This window comes from Streptomyces sp. DSM 110735, from assembly GCF_016482685.1.
GTDB lineage: Bacteria > Actinomycetota > Actinomycetes > Streptomycetales > Streptomycetaceae > Streptomyces.
Map to the genome: position 1 here is coordinate 54,159 of NZ_JACYHF010000024.1, position 18,161 is coordinate 72,319.

12 protein-coding genes are annotated in these 18,161 nt (G+C 73.5%); 10 read left to right on the forward strand and 2 right to left on the reverse strand.

The genetic code is table 11. The features are described from left to right. Positions 1-225 precede the first annotated feature (225 nt). A complete protein-coding gene (locus tag IF655_RS27080; protein WP_199587755.1) occupies positions 226-1,173 on the forward strand; it encodes a DUF5996 family protein in 948 nt (315 codons plus the stop codon). Between the two features lie 7 nt (positions 1,174-1,180). Here the strand turns inward: IF655_RS27080 and IF655_RS31345 are convergent, their stop codons facing one another. Both IF655_RS31345 and IF655_RS27090 read right to left on the reverse strand, forming a co-directional pair. Next, positions 1,181-1,375: a hypothetical protein gene (locus tag IF655_RS31345; protein WP_242488952.1), complete on the reverse strand. Its 195-nt coding sequence runs from the start codon at positions 1,373-1,375 to the stop codon at positions 1,181-1,183. A 187-nt stretch (positions 1,376-1,562) separates the two neighbouring features. Then, positions 1,563-1,760, reverse strand: coding sequence for a hypothetical protein (locus tag IF655_RS27090; protein WP_199587756.1), 198 nt, complete (start codon positions 1,758-1,760; stop codon positions 1,563-1,565). A gap of 262 nt (positions 1,761-2,022) precedes the next feature. Here IF655_RS27090 and IF655_RS27095 point away from each other — a divergent pair, with 262 nt between their 5' ends. The 9 genes from IF655_RS27095 (at position 2,023) to IF655_RS27135 (ending at position 18,116) form a co-directional block, all read left to right on the forward strand. Continuing rightward, positions 2,023-3,150 carry an AfsR/SARP family transcriptional regulator gene (locus IF655_RS27095; RefSeq protein ID WP_199587757.1) on the forward strand — a complete coding sequence of 376 codons (1,128 nt, stop codon included), beginning with the start codon at positions 2,023-2,025 and terminating at the stop codon, positions 3,148-3,150. A gap of 106 nt (positions 3,151-3,256) precedes the next feature. After that, positions 3,257-5,530, forward strand: a complete 2,274-nt coding sequence (locus IF655_RS27100; RefSeq protein ID WP_199587758.1) for a TOMM precursor leader peptide-binding protein — start codon at positions 3,257-3,259, stop codon at positions 5,528-5,530. Continuing rightward, positions 5,520-7,439, forward strand: a complete 1,920-nt coding sequence (locus IF655_RS27105) for a TOMM precursor leader peptide-binding protein (RefSeq protein ID WP_199587759.1) — start codon at positions 5,520-5,522, stop codon at positions 7,437-7,439. The genes IF655_RS27100 and IF655_RS27105 overlap by 11 nt, the downstream gene beginning before the upstream one ends. Before the next feature lie 87 nt (positions 7,440-7,526). Next, positions 7,527-9,113, forward strand: coding sequence for a SagB family peptide dehydrogenase (locus IF655_RS27110; RefSeq protein WP_199587760.1), 1,587 nt, complete (start codon positions 7,527-7,529; stop codon positions 9,111-9,113). A 97-nt stretch (positions 9,114-9,210) separates the two neighbouring features. Then, the gene (locus IF655_RS27115) at positions 9,211-11,967 is read left to right on the forward strand and encodes a lantibiotic dehydratase (RefSeq protein WP_199587761.1); all 2,757 of its coding nucleotides are present in this window, start codon (positions 9,211-9,213) and stop codon (positions 11,965-11,967) included. Further along, entirely contained in the window at positions 11,964-13,073 is a 1,110-nt protein-coding gene (locus IF655_RS27120) for a lantibiotic dehydratase C-terminal domain-containing protein (RefSeq protein WP_242488953.1), read from the forward strand. The genes IF655_RS27115 and IF655_RS27120 overlap by 4 nt, the downstream gene beginning before the upstream one ends. Continuing rightward, a complete protein-coding gene (locus IF655_RS31705; RefSeq protein WP_307815080.1) occupies positions 13,070-15,424 on the forward strand; it encodes an ATP-binding cassette domain-containing protein in 2,355 nt (784 codons plus the stop codon). The genes IF655_RS27120 and IF655_RS31705 overlap by 4 nt, the downstream gene beginning before the upstream one ends. Further along, on the forward strand, positions 15,421-16,173 hold the full coding sequence (locus IF655_RS27130) for an ABC transporter permease (RefSeq protein WP_199587762.1): 753 nt from the start codon (positions 15,421-15,423) through the stop codon (positions 16,171-16,173). The genes IF655_RS31705 and IF655_RS27130 overlap by 4 nt, the downstream gene beginning before the upstream one ends. Next, positions 16,170-18,116: a TOMM precursor leader peptide-binding protein gene (locus IF655_RS27135; protein ID WP_199587763.1), complete on the forward strand. Its 1,947-nt coding sequence runs from the start codon at positions 16,170-16,172 to the stop codon at positions 18,114-18,116. Before IF655_RS27130 ends, IF655_RS27135 begins: the two co-directional genes overlap by 4 nt. Positions 18,117-18,161: the final 45 nt, after the last annotated feature.

An 18,161-nucleotide genomic window follows, 5' to 3' on the forward strand; every position in this document is an offset into this window, starting at 1 on the left:
ACGTCCGCCATGGTCGCACGGCGGGGGCGATACGGCAGGGCGGGGTGCGGTGGGGCAGGGACGGCGAGCGGCGCGGAACGGCAGCCGAGAGAAGAGCGGGCGGCGGGTGAGGAACAGGCGGGGTCAGGGGGATCGTGGGAAAATGGAGGCGCGGTCCGGGCCGATGTCCAGGCCGGGCCGGTCCTCCGTCCCAGACCGATCCTCCGACACGCCGGGGAGGCTTCCGTGAGCGCACGTTCCGACGCGTGGCCGGTGCTGGACCACGCGGAACTGGGCCCCATGATCGAGTACGTGAACCGGGTCGTGCAGATCGCGGGGAAGTACGCCCTGGACGATCCCTTCCAGGTCGGCTGGGGCAACATCGTCCTCACCGTCACACCACGCGGTCTGACGACTCCGGTGTACCGGCGGGACGGGGTGACCTTCACGGTGCACTACCGGCTGCTCGACGGTGACGTGGTGATCGAGACCGACAACGGCGCGCGCACGCTGTCGCTGTCGCGGACCTCGGTGGCGGACTTCTACGCCCACTTCTGCGACGCGGCGGCGCAGCTCGGCATCCCCGCCCCGCACAGCTCGCTGATCTGCGAGATCCCGGGCGCGCCGCCCGCGTTCGAGGACGACCGCGCCGAGCGTGTCTGGTCGGCCCACCCGGCGCGGCACATGTGGGAGGCGTTCAACCTGGCCGCCGACGGCCTGGAGGCGTGGCAGGCGCCCTACCTCGGACACCGGCCGCGCGTCGGGCTGATGTGGGGCGGCTTCGACCTCTCCGCGACCCGCTTCCGCGCCAAGCCGACCTCTCCCCCGCCCCAGGGTCCGCCGTTCATGCGCAACGCCCAGCTCTACGAGTACGTGTCGGTGGGCTTCTCCTTCGACAACACCAAGTCCGGTGGCGGCAACCCGCTGGACATCGGGATGTACGCCTACATCTGGCCCCAGCCGGAGGGGCTCGACGGCCGCTCCTGGGGCGTCGACGGCGCCGAGTGGCACCCCGACGCGGGGCTCGTCATCCTCCCGTGGTCCAAGCTCCGCGAGACCCCCGACCCCCACCAGGCCATCGTCTCCTTCGGCGACGCGGTCTACGACGCGGCGATCGCCACGGCAGGCTGGCCTGCCGACCTCGTCGGCCCCCGCGTGGACGGCTGGTACATGAGCGAACACGCCCCGGCGTGAGGGCGGTTCAGTCCCAGGAGTTGAAGAGGACTTCGCCCAGCATCGCGATCCCGTAGAAACGGATCTCGCGCCACTCGCCGCCGGTGAGCACCGAGGTGTTCACCTGGGAGAGCAGCGCCGTGAGGAGGTCTGCGCCGAGCACCGTGAACCCAGCGCCGGAGAAGGCGCGGGCCCAGTCCGGCGGCTCACGGAAACCGCTCACGCCCATGGCGTGCGGCCCGTCGGCGAACGCGATCCACGGGTGGTGGGCGCGGCCGTGTGGAAGGCGCGGCGGTCGGTGTCCGGGAGTGGGCCGTCCTGTGGGCGGAAGAATCCCGTGGCGCCGTGCGGCAGCGTGAAGGGGACGGTCCCGTCGGGCAGCCGGTCATTGTGTCCGGCGGGGCGGCGGCTCACGTGTGCGGGTGGCGGTCACCCGTCGGCGGTGGTTCGGCGGACTCCGTCTTCTCCAGCAACTCGTCGTACTTGCGGGAGAGTTCGTCGTAGCGCTCGTCGGTGTCGTTGTCGGTCTGCTTGCGGCGCTTGAGGATGTACAGGACTGCCGGGCCGGTGATCATCGAGACGACCGGGATCAGTGCCCACCACCACATGGTTCCTCCCCTGTGCGGCCTTGCGGGGAGCGCCGCGTGGCTCCACCGGGAGGGTATGCCCTGGCGGACCACTCGCCAACACCGCGACGCGGAAAGGCCCTTCCACCTCAGATGTAACCAGTTGTTTCGCGCCAACCACTGGACGGGATGACCCGTTCGCTTCTAAGTTCCCGTCTCGGCAGGGGACTTGTTCACAACCTCCACCCCGGATGTGAACAAGTGTCATGTCTTGCGAAGCCGTTGGTGCATCACTCACCGTGCGATGCGAAAGGCTGTGGTGAAGACCGGTGTCCACGCGCCCGACGGCGCCCTCCCCGAGCGACTGGCCGCCGCGGCACACCCCGGCCGCCCCCGCTTCCTCGTCCTCGGCCTGCTGGCCATCACCGACGGTCGCGAGACGGTCGTACTCCAGCCGTCCAGGCCCACGTCCCTGCTCGCGGCCCTGCTCCTGCACCCGGGCGCGGTCGTCTCCGCCGAGCTGCTCCAGCGCGTCGTGTGGGGCGACCGGCCGCCCGCCAGGGGCCGCTCCGCCCTGCACACCTGCGTCCTGAGACTGCGCAGGCTGTTCACCAAGTACGGCGTCGCCGACGGCGCGGTCGAGGCCGTGCCCGGCGGCTACCGGCTGCACGCCGACGCCGAGACCCTGGACCTGCTCCAGTTCCGGGGGCTGCTCGGCCGGGCGTCCGCCACCGAGGACCCCGAGCAGGCGCTGCGCCTCGGCCGGGCGGCGTTACGTCTGTGGAAGGGCCCGCTGCTCGGCAACGTGCACTCCGACGAGCTGCACCGCGACCACGTGCCGCGCCTGGCCGAGGAGCGGCTGTTCGCCGTGGAGCGGGTCTTCGACGGCGAACTCCGCCTGGGCAGGCACCGGGAAATGATCGCCGAGGCGCGCGAGGCGGTACGGGCCGAGCCGGGTCACGAAGGGCTCTCCGCCCTGCTGATCGAGGCGCTGTACCGCTCGGGGCGCCGCGCCGAGGCACTCGCCGAGTACCGCCGCATCCACGCCCACCTCACCACGGAGCTGGGCGTGGAGCCGGGTCCCGCGCTGCGCGGGCTCCAACTCGCCGTGCTGCGCGGCGAACCGTCCGGTCAGCGACCCGCGCTGCCCGCCTCCGGGGTACCGCCCTCGGCATCCGGCGAGGCGCCGCCCGGTCTCGGCCGGGCTTCTCCTCCGGCGCCCGGCGACCTGGTGCTGCGCGCGCTGGTGGACGCCGGACTGCTGGAGGAGGACCTGCCGGGGCACTACCGGGTCCACGACCTGCTGCGGCTCTTCGTCCAGGCGGCCGGCACCAGCCTCCCGGCCACCGCCCCTGCCGCCCCCGCCGCCGGACCGACCCCCGCACCCGCGCCGGGTGACCCGCCCCACCAGCGAAAACCGCACGACTCGTAAGACCGGCACGACCCGCAAGGTCCGTACAACCCGCACGACCCGATGGACCCGCCCCCGTCGGCCCCCGGCCGGCCGTCCCCCCTCGTCTTTCGGAGGTACCGCAAGCATGGCCCAGGCTCCCGCCACCCCCGAGGAGATCGCCCGGTCGCGGCCCCGCATCCGCAGGGACGTGCTGTTCACCCAGACCCCGGACGGCGTGCTCTTCCACAACGCCCACGGCGGCTTCAACGTGGTCACCCAGAACGCCTACCGCTTCGCCTCGCTGATCGTGCCTCATCTCAACGGCGAACGGCGGGTCGACGAGATCTGTACCGGCCTGGGGGACAAGCAGCGCGCCATGGTCCACGGACTCGTGCGCGCACTCTACGCGCGTGGTTTCGCCCGGGATGCCGGACCCGGACCCGCGGTCGATCCGCTCCCGCCGCAGGTGGCCAAGCGTTTCGCCCATCAGGTCGACTATCTGGACCACTACGCGGACGACGCGGCAGGGCGCTTCCTGCGCTTCCGCTCCACCCCTGTCGCGGTCCTCGGCTCCGACGCCCTGGCCCGCTGGGCGGCCCTGGGTCTGCTGCGCAACGGCTGCGAGGCGGTGGCCGTCACCGAGGGACCCGCGCCCGTCGTGCTCAGCCGCGAGCTGCACGGCGTGGAGGGCACCGCCGAACTCGACGCCGAGACCGCCGAGTTGACCGAAGCGGGCTGTCCGCCGCGCGTGGCCCGCCTGCCGGAGTCCGCCGACGGCACCTACGGCTGGACCGACCTGGACGGCTGGGACACCGTGCTGGTGACCGGTCCCGACGCGCCCCGGCAGATCCTCAGGCTGCTCGGCGAGGGCGTACCCGCCGGACGGCGTCTCCTCGGCGCCTGGACGTTCGGCAACCGCGCGGTGGTGGGTCCGGCGACGACCGCGGGAACACCCGGCTGCTGGTCCTGTGCGGTACTGCGGCTCGGCGCGGGGGCCGAAGCCGCCGACAGCGCGGACCTGTGGGCCTCGGTCGGACCCGCCGCGCCGCTCGGCACCCCGGACCGCGTGCCGGCCGGGCCGCTCGCCGGGATGATCGGCAACCTCCTCGCCTTCGAGGTGTTCCGCCTGGTCACGGGCGCGCTGCCCGCCGAGACCCGGGGTCAGGTCGTCGTGCAGGACCTGGACTCGCTCGACGTGCTGACCGAGCCGCTGCTGCCGCACCCGCGCTGCCCGTTCTGCGCCGGGACCACTCCGCCGGTCGAGGCGCCCTCGGGTGACGTACTGCGCGAGGCGCACGCCGACGACGAGGCAGCCGCGCTCCCCGCCGACGGACCGGCCGACGAGGCAGCCGCCAAGAACGCGCTCACCGAGCTGGAGCGGCGTGACGTGCTGGTCCACGCGGCGGCCGGGGTCTTCACCGCGTACGCCGACGACGACTGGGAGCAGACCCCGCTCAAGCTGAGCACCGTACGGCTCGGTCTCGCACCGGGCCGGGTCCGCGAGGTGTCCGCCGCCGATGTGCACCATGTGGCGGGCGCACGTCTCGCGGCGCTCTTCCGGGCTGCCGAGGTGTATGCCGAGCACGTGGTGCCGCCCCACATACTGGACCCCGCCGCGCTGGAGGCGGCGTCGGGCAAGTGGGCGCGGGTGACCCCGGTCGAACTCGCCGTCTCCAGCGGGCTCGACGCGCCCGCCGACCGGGTCGCCGCCTGGAGCGAAGCCGTCTCGCTCCTTGACGGGCGGACGGTCCTGGTCCCCACCGGCGCGACGCGCACCCTGGGCGGCTGGAACGACCAGGGGCTGTTCGAGCGCACCTCGGCCGGTACCGGCGCGGGCGGCACTCCGCGTGCCGCGCTGACCCGCGCCCTGCGCACCGCGCTCGCCCACGACGCGCTGCGCCGCGCGGTCCGACGGGCTGCTCCGGTGCGCGAGCTGGACCTCGGCTCGCCCACCGGCGATCCCGAGCTGCTCTTCCTGCTGCGCTCGGCGGAGAACCTGGGCGTGACGGCGGAGGTCCTGGACCTCACCGGCGCGGACGGTCGACTCCCCGTCGCGCTCGCCCGGTTCACCGACCCGGAGAGCGGACGGACACGCTGGGCCGTCGGCAGCGGACTCCGCCTCCGCGAGGCCGTGCTGGAGGCGCTGCGCGATCTGCTCGGCGCGGAGCAGGTGCGCCGTGCCGGTGCCGAGCCCGACACGGGCGACCTCGTCTGGGACGACCTGGAGGCGGCGGCGCTGGTGGCCGCCGACGTCGTACCGCTCGGGGAGACCGGCACGACGTGGACCGCCGTGCTGGACGGGCTTGCCGCCGACGGGCGGGACGCGTTCGCGGTGCCGGTGACCGCGCCGGACCTCGCCGCGGGCGACGTGCACGTGGCGCGGGTCCTGCTGACCGGCAGGGAGTCCCGTGCCCACTGAGACCGCGGCGGCCGTGGCCGGTCCGGTGGCGTGCGAGCCGTGGGACGAGGTGTGCGCCGCGCTCACCGCCGACCTCGCCGCACGCCCCGGCACTCCGCCCTGCGCGGTGACGCGGCTCGGGGCGCGCGATGAACTCGCCTCCGGCGCGGTCGAGTTCACGCCCGGCGTCGTACCCGTCGGCCTGTACGGGCATCACGCCGTGGTCGGTCCGGTCACCCCGAGCGGGGCGAGAGGCTGTCCGCGGTGTCTGGCCCGGCGCTGGCAGGCGGTGCGCGCCGGGTTCCTGCGGGACGCGCTGGAGCGGGGACGGGAGACCCGGGCGACCGGGGTGCCGCCGTGGCGGACCGCGTTCACGGTGGACGCACTCGCCGCGCTGGTCACGGCGGCGAGCCGCCGACCGGGTCCCGTACACCGGCCGTGGGTGTGGCTCCTCGACCTGGAGACCCTGCACGTCTCCCGGTTCCCGCTGGTCCCGGACGGTGAGTGCCCGAGCTGTGCGCGGCGGCCCGACGACACCGCCGAGGGCGCCAGGATCGTGCTCGGTCCCTCCCCCAAGCACGACCCGGACGGCTTCCGCACCCGGCCCATCGAGGCGTACGACCTGCCGCTGGAGGCGTTCGTCAACCCGCTCACCGGGATGCTCGGACCCTCGGTCGCGCCGGATCTGGCGTCGGCGTCGACCTCGTCCGCGGTGGGCGCGTTCACCACTCGCTCCGGCGCCTATCTGCGCGAGTGCTACTGGGGCGGTCACACCGGCGCCTACGGAACGAGCGTGCGGGTGGGGCTGCTTGAGGGCCTGGAGCGGTACGCCGGGATGCGCGCCCGCGCCAAACGCACCGTGATCACGGCGACGTTGGAGGAACTGGGGGACACAGCGGTGGACCCCCGGGTGACGGGGCTGTACGCCGACTCCTTCTACGACCTCGGCACCGGCGCGCCGCGCTTCGCGCCGGACCAGCCCATCGCGTGGGTGTGGGGCTGGTCGCTGCGCGACGAGCGGCCGGTACTAATCCCGGAGGTGGTCGCGTACTACCACGCGCCCGGCGGCATCGGGCGGCGCTTCGTGCAGGAGAGCTCCAACGGCTGTGCGTCCGGCGGGAGTCTGGCCGAGGCGGTGCACCACGGACTGATGGAGACCATCGAGCGGGACGCGTTCCTGCTGGCCTGGTTCGGCCGGGTCCGGCTGCCCGAGATCGACCCGGCGAGCAGCACCAGGTCCGCGACCCGCGCGATGGTGGACCGGCTGGCGATGTACGGCTACCGGGCGCGGTTCTTCGACACCCGGATCACCTTCCCGGTGCCGGTCGTCACGGCTGTCGCCGAGCGGGTGGACGGCGGCCCGGGGCTCCTGTGCTTCGGCGCGGGTGCCTCTCTGGACCCGGAGGACGCGCTCGCGGGCGGGCTGTGCGAGATCGCCACCGACTCGGTGAACCTGCGCCGCCGCACCGCGCGCGAGGAGCCCCGGCTGCGCCGTATGGCGGCCGACTTCGACGAGGTGCGCGTGCTGCACGACCATCCGCTGCTGTACGGGCTGCCCGAGATGGGCCGGTACACCGACTTCCTGCTGCGCGGCAGGGACGGAGAGGAGCGGGTGCCGCTCGCCTCGCTGGCCGACGGCGCGCCGCGTCCGGCGGCGGATCTCCGCGAGGACGTGAAGGCGTGCGTGGCAGCCGTCACCGAGCGCGGCTTCGACGTGGTGGTGGTCGACCAGACGGCGCCCGAACAGCGGGCGTTGGGCTTCCACACGGTCAAGGTGCTGGTCCCGGGTCTGATCCCGATCGACTTCGGGTGGAGCCGTCAACGGGCGGCGCTGATGCCCCGCACCCGCGCGGCACTGCGCGAAGCGGGCCTGCGCGCCGACGACTTGACGCCGGACGACCTCAACCCCGCGCCGCATCCCTTCCCTTGACCGGACTTTCCGTACCTCCTCCGGCGTCGGCCCGAGCCGCCGACGCCCCACAGACGACGCAGACGATGCAGACAAAAGGGAGTGACCGTGGGATACGCCCATGAGTACGCGACCGCGGTGATGCGGCGGGGCAGAACGCCCATGGAGCCGGCCGACTTCGTGCCCGACTGGGCCGACCGGCCGCGCAAGGGGAAGCACTTCCCGGGCGCGCCGTCCTTCCCGCTGCCCGACGGGGGCTGCGCCGAGGACGCCACGCTCGGCCGGGGGTTGTTCGGGGAGGCGGGCGACGGCGCGTTCACGCTGCCGCTGCTCGGCTCGATGCTCCGCGACTCCTACGGTCTGACCGGGCGCCGTCTCGCCGTGCAGGCCAACTCCGACCTGGGCTCGCTGCCGTTCCACACGCACGCCAACTGGTCGCGCGGCACCGCCTCCGGCGGCGGTCTCTACCCGATCGGGGTGCACTGGGTCAGCGGCGCGAGCGGCCCGCTCAACCCGGGCGTCTACTACTACGACACCCCGCACCACCGGCTCACCCGGCTCCTGTCCGGGGACGTGTCCGGCGAGGTCCGGGAGGCGCTCGGCGGGCTGCCGGAGGCGGCGGACACCGATCAGTTCCTGGTCCTGGGCGTGACGTTCTGGCAGAACGCCTTCAAGTACAACAGCTTCTGCTACCACGCGATCACCATGGACATCGGCGCCCTGCTCCAGACCTGGCGGATGTGGGCCCGCGCGCACGGGCTGAGCCTGGGCAGCGCGTTCTGGTTCGACGAGCCGCGCATCGGGCGGCTGCTGGGATTCGACCCCGAGGAGGACGGGGTGTTCGCGGTGGTGCCGCTGCGCTGGGCGGGCACGGCACCGGATGCCGACTCCGGGGCGGTGTCCGGGGCGCGGGTGCGCCGGGTGCCCACGGAGAAGTCGCGGCGGACACAGACCTTCCCGACGCTGCGGCGGATCCACGCCGCCACCCTGGAGGGCGCCGCGGAGCGTCCCGCGCCCGGTGTCCTCGACCCGGCGCTGGCAGCCCCGGCCGGTCCCGGTGACCGGGTCGCGCTGCCCGCACCCGCGCCGCTGGACGCCCCGGTGCGCCGGGCGCTGCGGGAACGGCGCAGCAGCTTCGGCCGGTTCACCGGCAGTCCGCTCGATCCGGCCACGCTCTCCGCCGTCCTCGCCGCGGCCATCGCTGGGAGCGACCTGGACACCGACGCCGAGACGCCCGGCGCACCGCCGCTCACCCGGCTGCACGTCTTCGTGAACCACGTACGGGAGGTGCCGCCGGGGCTGTACGAGTACGACCGGGACACCGGCGAGCTGGTGCTGATGCGCGCCGGGTCCTTCGGGGCGTTCCTCCAGGAGAACTACTTCCTCGCCAACTACAACCTGGAGCAGGCTGCCGCCGTACTGGTCCCGGTCGCGCGCACGCACGCCGTCATGGACGCGGTGGGCGACCGGGGCTACCGGCTGGTCAACGCCGTCGTGGGCGCCACCGCCCAGGCCGTGTACACCGCCGCGTCCGCCGCAGGCACCGGTTGCGGGGTCGCGCTCGGCTTCGACTGCGTGTCGTACGCCGAGGAGTTCGGCGCCGACGGACGGGGCGAGATCCCGCTGCTGATCATGATGATCGGCGACGAGGGTCGCCGTCCCGCCGACTACCGCTACGACATCGTCGCCCCGTGACCCGCACCCCGTACGCCTCCCCGGTGCGCCGGGGCTTCGGGCGGCCAGGAGACGAGTGGTCGACCGACGAGCGGCCAACAGACGAAAGGGGTCCGGTATGAGCCCGACCGCCACCACCGAGCAGGACACCGCCGGCACCGCCGGGCCGGTCGCCCTGCACCACCGGTTCATGCTGCGCGTGGCCGGTCTGCCCGTCACCGCCGTCGAGGCGCTGCGCGCGCCGGAGGCGGCCGACTGGGCAGCGCGCACAGCAGCCGAGGAGGCACGGCTGCGCGACCTCGGCGCCCGGCTGAGCGATCCGCTGTCCGCCGCTGTGGGCGCTACCGAGGACGCCGCGCCGCGCCGCCGTCTGCTCGCGCTGCGACGGCAGGTCTTCAACAACCGCCTGCCCGGCGACCTGGACGCGGCCCGCGCCCTGGCCGAGGGGCTCGGCGGTACGACCGGGGCGGATCTGACCGCCTGGCTGGAGGCTCGCGTCCGCTTCGAGGAGCTGCGGGTCGAGGGCGAGAAGGTCGTCGCGGACGGGCTGGCCCGCACCCGTGCCGCGCTGCGCGGGCTCGCCCACGACGACCGGCTGCGCCGGGGGCTGCTGCTGGCCTCGCCCACGCTGGAGGAACGGCTCGACGCGTTCGCCGCCGATCCGGCGCCGGTGCCGGGCAAGCGGGCGCGCAAGATGGAGCGCTCGCTGCTCTCGTACCTCTACCGGACGGCGTGCAAGACCAGTCCCTTCAGCACGCTGACCGGTGTGGCGCTGGGGCGTTTCGACGGCGACGCGGACGGCGCCGAGACCGTCGTCGGGGACGCCTGGACCAGTCACCCCCGGCTGAACGTCGTCGTCCTCGCCCGGCTCGCGGAGCTGATCACCGCCGATCCGGAGCGCCGGGCGGGGCTGCCGGTCGCGCTCGCCTCCGGCTGGAAGCTGGACGACGACCGGGTGCGCTACGTCCGCCGGGCCGTGACGGCGGGCGACGACAGCGCGCCGGTCAGCTTCGACGCCGCGCAGGACCGGCTGTTCTTCCTGCGCCGCCAGGGCGCCCTGGACGGCATGCTGGAGCTGCTGCGCGACGCGGAAACCCCCCTGACGCATGGACAGTTGGCCCGCTGGCTGGCGGACACCACCGGTGCCGGGGACGAGGAGGCCGAGCACTACCTCGCCGCGCTGCGCGACCTCGGGATGCTGCGGCTGCCCGCGCTGGAGACCAGCGTGCACAGCCCCGATCCGCTGGCGGCGTTCCAGGAGGCGCTGCGCGGACTCGGACTGCCGTGGGCCGACGCGCTCGCCGCCCGACTGGACGGTCCCGCCGCCGCCGTCGCCCGCTATCCGGCGGCCGACGTGCCCGCCCGGCGCGCGATACTCTCCGGGCTGCGTACCGAACTCCAGTCCCTGCACACCGAATGGGGAGCCGAACGACCCGTGCTCCCGCAGACCCTGCTCTACGAGGACGTCTCCGCCGGAACCACCACGGCCGGGCTCGCCGAGTGGGCCGCGCTGGCGGACGGACCGCTGCGTTCCCTCGGCCGCGTGCTGCCCGCGTTCGACGTGGCACTCCCCCAACGCCTCACCCTCAAGGGCTTCTTCCTCGCGCGTTACGGACGCGGCGGCCGCTGCGACGATCTGCTGCGTCTGGTCCACGACTTCCACGAGGACATCTTCCGCCAGTACCTCCAGTTCACCTCGGCCAGGAGCGGCTACCTCCCCGACGGCAGCCACGCCCCCGAGGAGAACTGGCTCGGGATGCCCGAGATCACGGCCATCGACCGGGCCCGAGCCGCCCTCACCGCCCGGATGCGCGCGGGCTGGGCAGAACTGCCCGCCGAGGCGGAGGAGTTCGTCCTCGACGACGCCACCGTGGACGCGGCGGCGACCGAACTCGGCTCCGCAGCACCAGCGTTCACCCCGCAGAGCCACTTCCTCCAGCTCGCCCGCCGCGACGACGGTCCGCTGGCCGTGCTCAACAACTCCTACGGCGGGCTGAGTTTCCCCTTCACCCGCTTCACGCACTGTTTCGACGGCGCGGACTCCGCCGGTCTGACCGACGCCCTGCGCGAGGAGTTGCGCGGCACCCTGCCGTCCGGCGCCGTGCTCGCCGAGGTGACCGCCGGTGCCGCCACCACCAACCTGAACCTGCACGGGCGCCTGACCGACCACGAGATCGTCTGCCCCGGCGAACACAGCACCGCCCCCGAGGAGGCCCGGCTCCACCTGGACGACCTCTACGCCGTGCACGACGAGACCACCGACCGGCTGCTGCTGCGCTCACGCCGTCTGGACCGCGAGGTCGTCCCGGTGTACCTCGGCTATCTGGTCCCGATGGTGCTGCCCGAGATCCCCCGCACCCTGCTGCTCTTCTCCCCCACCTCCCGCGCCGTCCCCGACGTGTGGCGCGGGGTGCCGGAGGGACCCGCCGAGGCGGGAGTCACCCGCAGGCCGCGCGTGCGCCATCACGCGCTGGTCCTCCAGCGGCGCTCCTGGACTGCGGCCGACGGCTCGCTCCCGCTGCGGGCGCCGGGCACGACGGACAGCGAGTGGTATCTGGCGTGGCACCGCTGGCGTGAGCAACACGGGCTCCCCGCGCGGGTGTTCGCGACCGTTCACGAGGAGTCCGGCTCCGGGGACGCGCCCGCCTGGTTCGGCGGCTCCAAGCCCCAGTACGTCGACTTCGAGTCCCCGCTCTCGCTCACCGCCCTCGAAGGGCTCCTCGCCGGGAAGCGCGCCCGGACCGTGTTCGAGGAGATGCTCCCCGGCGAGGACGAGCTGCACGTCATCTCCCCGCGCGGTCGGCACGTCGCCGAACTCGCCGTAGAACTGCTCCCCCGCCCGGCCGGACGGCCCGAAGAGGACGGACCCCGATGACCGTTTCCACCGCATCCTCCGCCACCGCGCCCTCCACCGCGCCCGGACCGGCCGCCGGGGACGACGCCCCCGGCGAGTGGCTGGCCGTGCACGTCTTCTACGCGGCGAGCCCCCGCCCGCTGCTCCTGCAGTGCGTCCGTCCGCTGGTGGACGCGCTCACCGAAGAGGGGCTGCTCGCCGGGTACTTCTTCATCAACTACTGGCTGGAGGGACCGCATCTGCGGCTGCGCCTCAAGCCCGCCCGCGCCGCCGACACAGAGGCAGTACGGGAGCGGACGCACACCGCGCTCGCCGCGTTCCTGCGGGAGCGTCCCGCGCTGTACGAGGTGAAGGACGGCTTCTTCGCGGACCTCTACGAGACGCTGTTCACGCTGGAGTTCGGGGACGAGGAACGCTCGGAGTACCTGGGTCCCGACGGCAGGATGCTGCTGCGACCCAACAACTCCTTCGAGGACCGCCCCTACGAGCCGGAGTACGGCAAGTACGGCGGTCCGGCGGGGATCGAGCTGGCCGAGTGGCACTTCCAGCACTCCAGCGACCTGGTGATCGAGGCCGCGCGGACGATGAACCTCCATGTGCGCACCGTGCTGTTGGGGCTCTCCGCGCAGCTCATGATGGTCATGTCCGGCACGTTCCTGCGGGACGAGGAGGCGCTGCTGACCTTCCTGGACCGCTACCACACCTTCTGGAACCGGGCGTTCAGCACCACCAACTACACCGCCGACGACGGCTACGACCGCGCGTACTCCGCGATGGGCACGAGCCTGCCGGGGAGGTTCCGGCAGATCCGCCGCGCGGTCGCCGAGGGCGAGGCGGCGAAGCTCCCCGCGTTCCTGCGCGGCTGGGCCGAGCACTGCGCCGAACTCCGGGACCGGGCGACCGAGTTGGCGGAGGAGGGCGCGCTGGTCTTCCGGTCGTACGACGGCACGCGGGACATCGTCCCCGAGGGACCCGCGCAGGCGCTGCCCATGCTGCTCTCGCCGTACATGCACATGACGAACAACCGGCTGAGCACGACGGTGCGGGACGAGGCGTTCCTGTCGTACGTCCTCGCACGCGCCCTGCGCGACGGCGGCGCGTGTCCGGAGCCGGAGGGCGGGGCGTGACCACCGACACCTTCCTCGCCGCGCGCCCCCGGGTGCGCCCCGACCTCGTCCAGGGACCCGCCCTCGTGCGGGGCGCCGCCCGGGTCCATCTGCTGAAGGACCCGCGCTCCGGGCGCCGTCTGGAGATCGGACCGAAGGAACACTTCCTGATCAGCCGCCTGGACGGCAGCCGCACGCTGGCGGAGATCGGGCAGGAGTACGCCGGGGAGTTCGGCGCGCGACTGGGCGAGGCGCAGTGGGGGCAGTTGCTGCGGCTGCTGCACGGCAGGGGGCTGATGGAGGGCTCCCCCGCGCCCACCGCGGGTCCGCCGCCGGGACCCGAGCATCCGCCGAACGGGATTCTCGCCGGGCGCACCCGGATGGTCGCGGACGCGCCCGCGCTGATGGACCGGCTCCATCGGACGACCGCGTGGGCGCGCCGCCCCGCCGTCCTCACCGTGCTCACCGCGCTGGCGCTGGGCGTGCTCGTCGCCGTCGTCGTCCAGGCGGGCACGCTGTGGCGGCAGACGGAGGAGACCGCGCGGCAGCCGGTGCTGCTGTTCGCCGTCGGCTGTGTGCTGTGGTGCGGTCTTGCCCTGCACGAGCTGGCGCACGGGCTGTTCGCACGGGCGTGGGGCGGGAGGGTCACCGAGATCGGGCTGCGCTGGTTCTGCTTCGCGACGTACCTGTACTGCGAGGTGGAGGACGTGCAGTTCCTCGGCAGCCGGGGCCGCAAGGTAGCCACCGCCTGCGCCGGGGTGTTCGCCAACCTCCTGTTCCTGGTGCCGTTCTACCCGGTGTGGGCGCTGCTCCCGGCCGGTGCCGACGGTCGCTCCGCGCTCGGCGCGCTGCTGCTGCTCGGCACCGTGCTGGGCCTCGCCAACCTCCTCCCGCTGCCGCCGCTCGACGGCTACAAGGCGCTCGCCCACGCCCTCGGAGTGGTCGAACTCGCGGGCGGCAGCCGCACGTTCCTCGCCCTCGCGGTACGACGCGTGTTCCGGCGGGGGGCGGGCGTCGCCGCGTACCCGGTGCGACTGCGGCTGCTGTACGGCGTCTTCGCGCTGCTGATCGCCGTGCAGAGCGCGGCGCTGCTCGTGCTGTGCGGGGCGGCGCTGCGGTCGATGTTCCCGGACCGCTACGCGGTGCTCGCCTGGTCCCTGCCGCCCGCCCTGCTCGCGGCCGTGCTGCTGCTCTGGGCGCTGGGCGGGCTCGGACGCTCGCTGCGGGAGCGGCGCGCGGCGGCGACGCCGGAAGCTGCCCCCGCTCCCCAGGAAGTACCCCGGACCGTCCCCCACCCCCACAGTCCGCCGGGAGGTGCCGCTGCGGCGGTCGTCCCGGCCGCTCCGGACACAGCAAGGAAAGGCGAGATGAGCGCACCCGACAGCAAGACCGAGCCCGAGACCGAACCCGGGAAGGAGACCGGTCCCGGGACCGGGTCCGAGACCGGACACCCCGAACCGCCCGCCGAGACGGTCGTCGCCCTCGACGGCGTGACCAAGCGCTACGGCGAGGTGACCGCCCTCGACGGGGTCTCGCTCTCCGTGCGGCACGGCGAGTTCTTCGGCGTGCTCGGCCCCAACGGCGCGGGCAAGACCACTCTGGTGGAGATCGTCGAGGGGATGCGCGAGGCGGACTCGGGCACCGTGAGCGTCTTCGGGCAGAGCCCGTGGCCGCGCGACACCGCGCTGCTCGCGCGGATGGGTGTGCAGACCCAGTCCTCGGCGTTCTTCGCCCGGCTGACCGCGGGCGAGCATCTGCGGACGGTCGCCGCGCTCTACGGCATGGGTCCCGAGGTGGCGACGACGGCGCTGGAGCGGGTCGGGCTCACCGAGAAGGAGAACGCCCGGATCGACCACCTCTCCGGCGGTCAGCGCCAGCGGCTCGCGGTCGCGACGGCGCTGCTGCACGAGCCGGAGCTGATCTTCCTGGACGAGCCGACGGCCGCGCTCGACCCGGAGGCGCGGCGCGAACTGTGGGAGCTGCTCAAGTCGTTGCGCTCGGAGGGGCGCACGATCATCTGCACCACGCACTACCTGGACGAGGCCGAGGCGCTGTGCGACCGGGTCGCGATCATCGCCGGGGGACGGCTCGTCGCGCTGGACTCGCCGCGCAGTCTGATCCGCGCGCTGCACGCGCCGACGCGGCTGCTGCTGCCCGCCGGGCAGGTGTCGCCCGAGGCGGCGCTCGCCCTGGACGGGGTGGACCGGGCCGCCGTGGAGGGCGACGACCTGGTCCTGGAGACGACCGTGCCCAACCGGGTGCTGCCCGCGCTGGGCGACCTGGTCGACATCGACGCGGTCACCGTCCGCACCCCCACCCTCGAAGACGCCTACCTCTCGCTGACCGGCACCGGATCGGAGCACCACCGTTGAGCGCCTACGCCGCACTGACCAGGGCCACCTATGTCGCGAGCGTGCGCGACAAGACGACCCTCTTCTTCACCTTCGCGTTCCCGCTGGCCTTCCTGGTGCTGTTCGGGCTGATCTTCCAGGGGCAGCATGTCGACGGCGGGCTCGCGTCCATCAACTACATCGCGCCGGGTGTGCTGTCCTGGGGCGTGGGCAACGCGGCCGTGTTCTCGGTCGGCTTCTCCCTCATGCAGCAGCGCCGTGACGACCTGCTCCGGCTGATCTGGCGCACCCCGACCCCGCTGCGCACCCTGATCGCCTCCCGCTGGACGGTGGCGCTGGCGGTCGCGCTCACGCAGACGCTGCTGTTCACCGCCGTCGCCCTGCTGCCGTTCTTCGGTCTTGAGCTGAACGGCCCCTGGTGGGCGGCGTTTCCGCTCCTGGTGCTCGGGGTGACCGCGTTCCTCGCGATGGGTCTGGTGGTCGGCAGCCTGGCCAACACCCCGGAGGCGGTCGCGGCGATCGCCAACCTGGTGATGGTGCCGATGGCGTTCCTGTCCGGCTCGTTCTTCCCCGACGACCTGATGCCGAGCTGGCTGCGCACGGTCGCCAAGGTGCTGCCGCTGCACTACCTCAACGACGGTCTCACCGACGCGATGGGCGGCCGGGGCGACCTCGGGGACATCGGCCTCGACTGCCTCGGGCTCGTCGTCTTCGCCGCGGTCTTCGGGCTGATCGCCACCCGGATCTTCCGCTGGAGCAACCGGACATGACGACCACGCTCGCACCCGCGCCCCTGGAGGCGGCGCGGGCCGACCTGGCGGCACGGCTCGCGGCGCGTGCCGCCGCGGCCGGGCTGCCCGCGCCCGCCGTCTCCCGGATCGGCGACACCAACGTGCTCGGCGAGAGCGTCCGCGCCGAGCTGCCGCCGAACCCGGCGGGCGTCCATCTCACCGCGCAGGCCGTGCTGTTGGGACCGTGGGGCGGTGCGCCGGAGACTCCGGACGCGTGCGGCACCTGTCTGGCGATGCGGCGCCAGCGGCTGCGCACCCGTACCGAGCGGGACGCGCTGGAGACCGGCGTCGAGACGACGGCGGCGGGGCAGTGGCCCATGCTGCCCGACCACACGGTGGACGCCGTGTGGTCGCTGCACCGGCTGATCGCCTCGGGCGCCGCCCGGCACACCGCGCAGGGTGCGGACGCCGCGTTGCCCCAGGTCACCGAGGTGGACCTGGAGACCCTGCGAGTACGCACCTTTCCCCTGGTGCCCGAGCCGATGTGCCCGCACTGCCGTCCCTTCACCGAGGCGGACACGGCGCGCGCGGCGGCCGAGGCGACGCTCTCGGCGCCCGCCTCGCTGCCCAAGCCCGACCGCGACGCGTACCGGCTGCGCCGCGCCTCCGACTATCCGCTCCCGGTGAAGGGGCTCGCCAACCCGGTGTGCGGGGTGCTCGGCGGCGGCACCTGGATCGACGTGACCTCGCCGACGACGGCGCCGGTCGCGGGCAGCGTCTTCATGCGGGGGTACGCCGGTCTCACCGACGTCACCTGGAGCGGTCAGTCCAACTCCTTCGCCAGCAGCAGGGAGTTGGCGTTCCTGGAGGGACTGGAGCGCTACGCGGGCACCCATCGGCGTCACCGCGCGCCAGTCGTCACCGCTTCCCTCGAGGAGCTGGGCGAGCGCGCCCTGGACCCGCGCACCTGCGGGCTCTACGGTCCGCGCACCTACGCCGAGGACCCGATGGTCGAGCCCTTCGACCCGGCCCGGCGCATCCCCTGGGTGAGCGGCTGGTCCCTGCGTGACGAGCTCGAAGTCCTGGTCCCGGCGCGGCTGGTGTACTACAGCGAGGGCACCCGGGCGGACAACTTCGTCTTCGAGTGCTCCAACGGATGTGCCACGGGCGGTACTTGGGAGGAGGCGGTCTTCTTCGGGCTGCTCGAACTGGTCGAGCGGGACGCCTTCCTGCTCGGCTGGTACGGGAACCTCCCACTGCCCGAGATCGACCTGGCGGCGGTGGCCGGACCCCGGGTGCGGGCGATGGTCGCGCGGGCCGCGCTCCAGGGCTACGACGTGCATGTCTTCGACAATCGGGTGGACCTCCCGGTGCCCGTCGTGACCGGTCTCGCGGTACGCCGTGACGACGGTCCGGGCACCCTCGCCTTCGCGGCGGGGGCGTCCTTCGACCCGGAGACGGCTGTCGAGTCGGCGGTGTCCGAGATCCTGACGTACATCCCGCATCTGCCGGGCCAGGTGGCGGAGCGTCCCGGCGAACTCGCCGCCATGGTCGAGGACTTCGACCTGGTGCGACGGCTGCCCGATCATGCGGCGCTGTTCGGGCTGCCCGCGATGCGGGAGCACGCGCGGGGGTATCTGAACCCGCCGCGCACGGCTGCCCCGGACGAACTGTTCGCCGGGTGGGAGGAGTTGCGTCCTCGTACCGGTGATCTCCGGGACGATCTGCTGCTGTTGCGGGATCTGCTGGCCGGGGCGGGGTGCGACGTCGTCGCCGTGGACCAGACGACTCCCGAGCAGCGGCGGATGGGGCTGCGTACGGTGGCCACGCTCGCTCCCGGGCTGCTGCCGATCGACTTCGGCTGGCCGCGGCAGCGGGCGTTGCACATGCCCCGGCTGCGCACCGCGCCCCATCGGGCGGGGATGGTGGCGGCTCCGCTGCGGGAGGAGGAGCTGCGGAGGGTGCCGCATCCGTTCCCGTAGATCCGCCGCCCCGGGACCGGCTCCCCCGAGCCGGTCCCCCGAGAC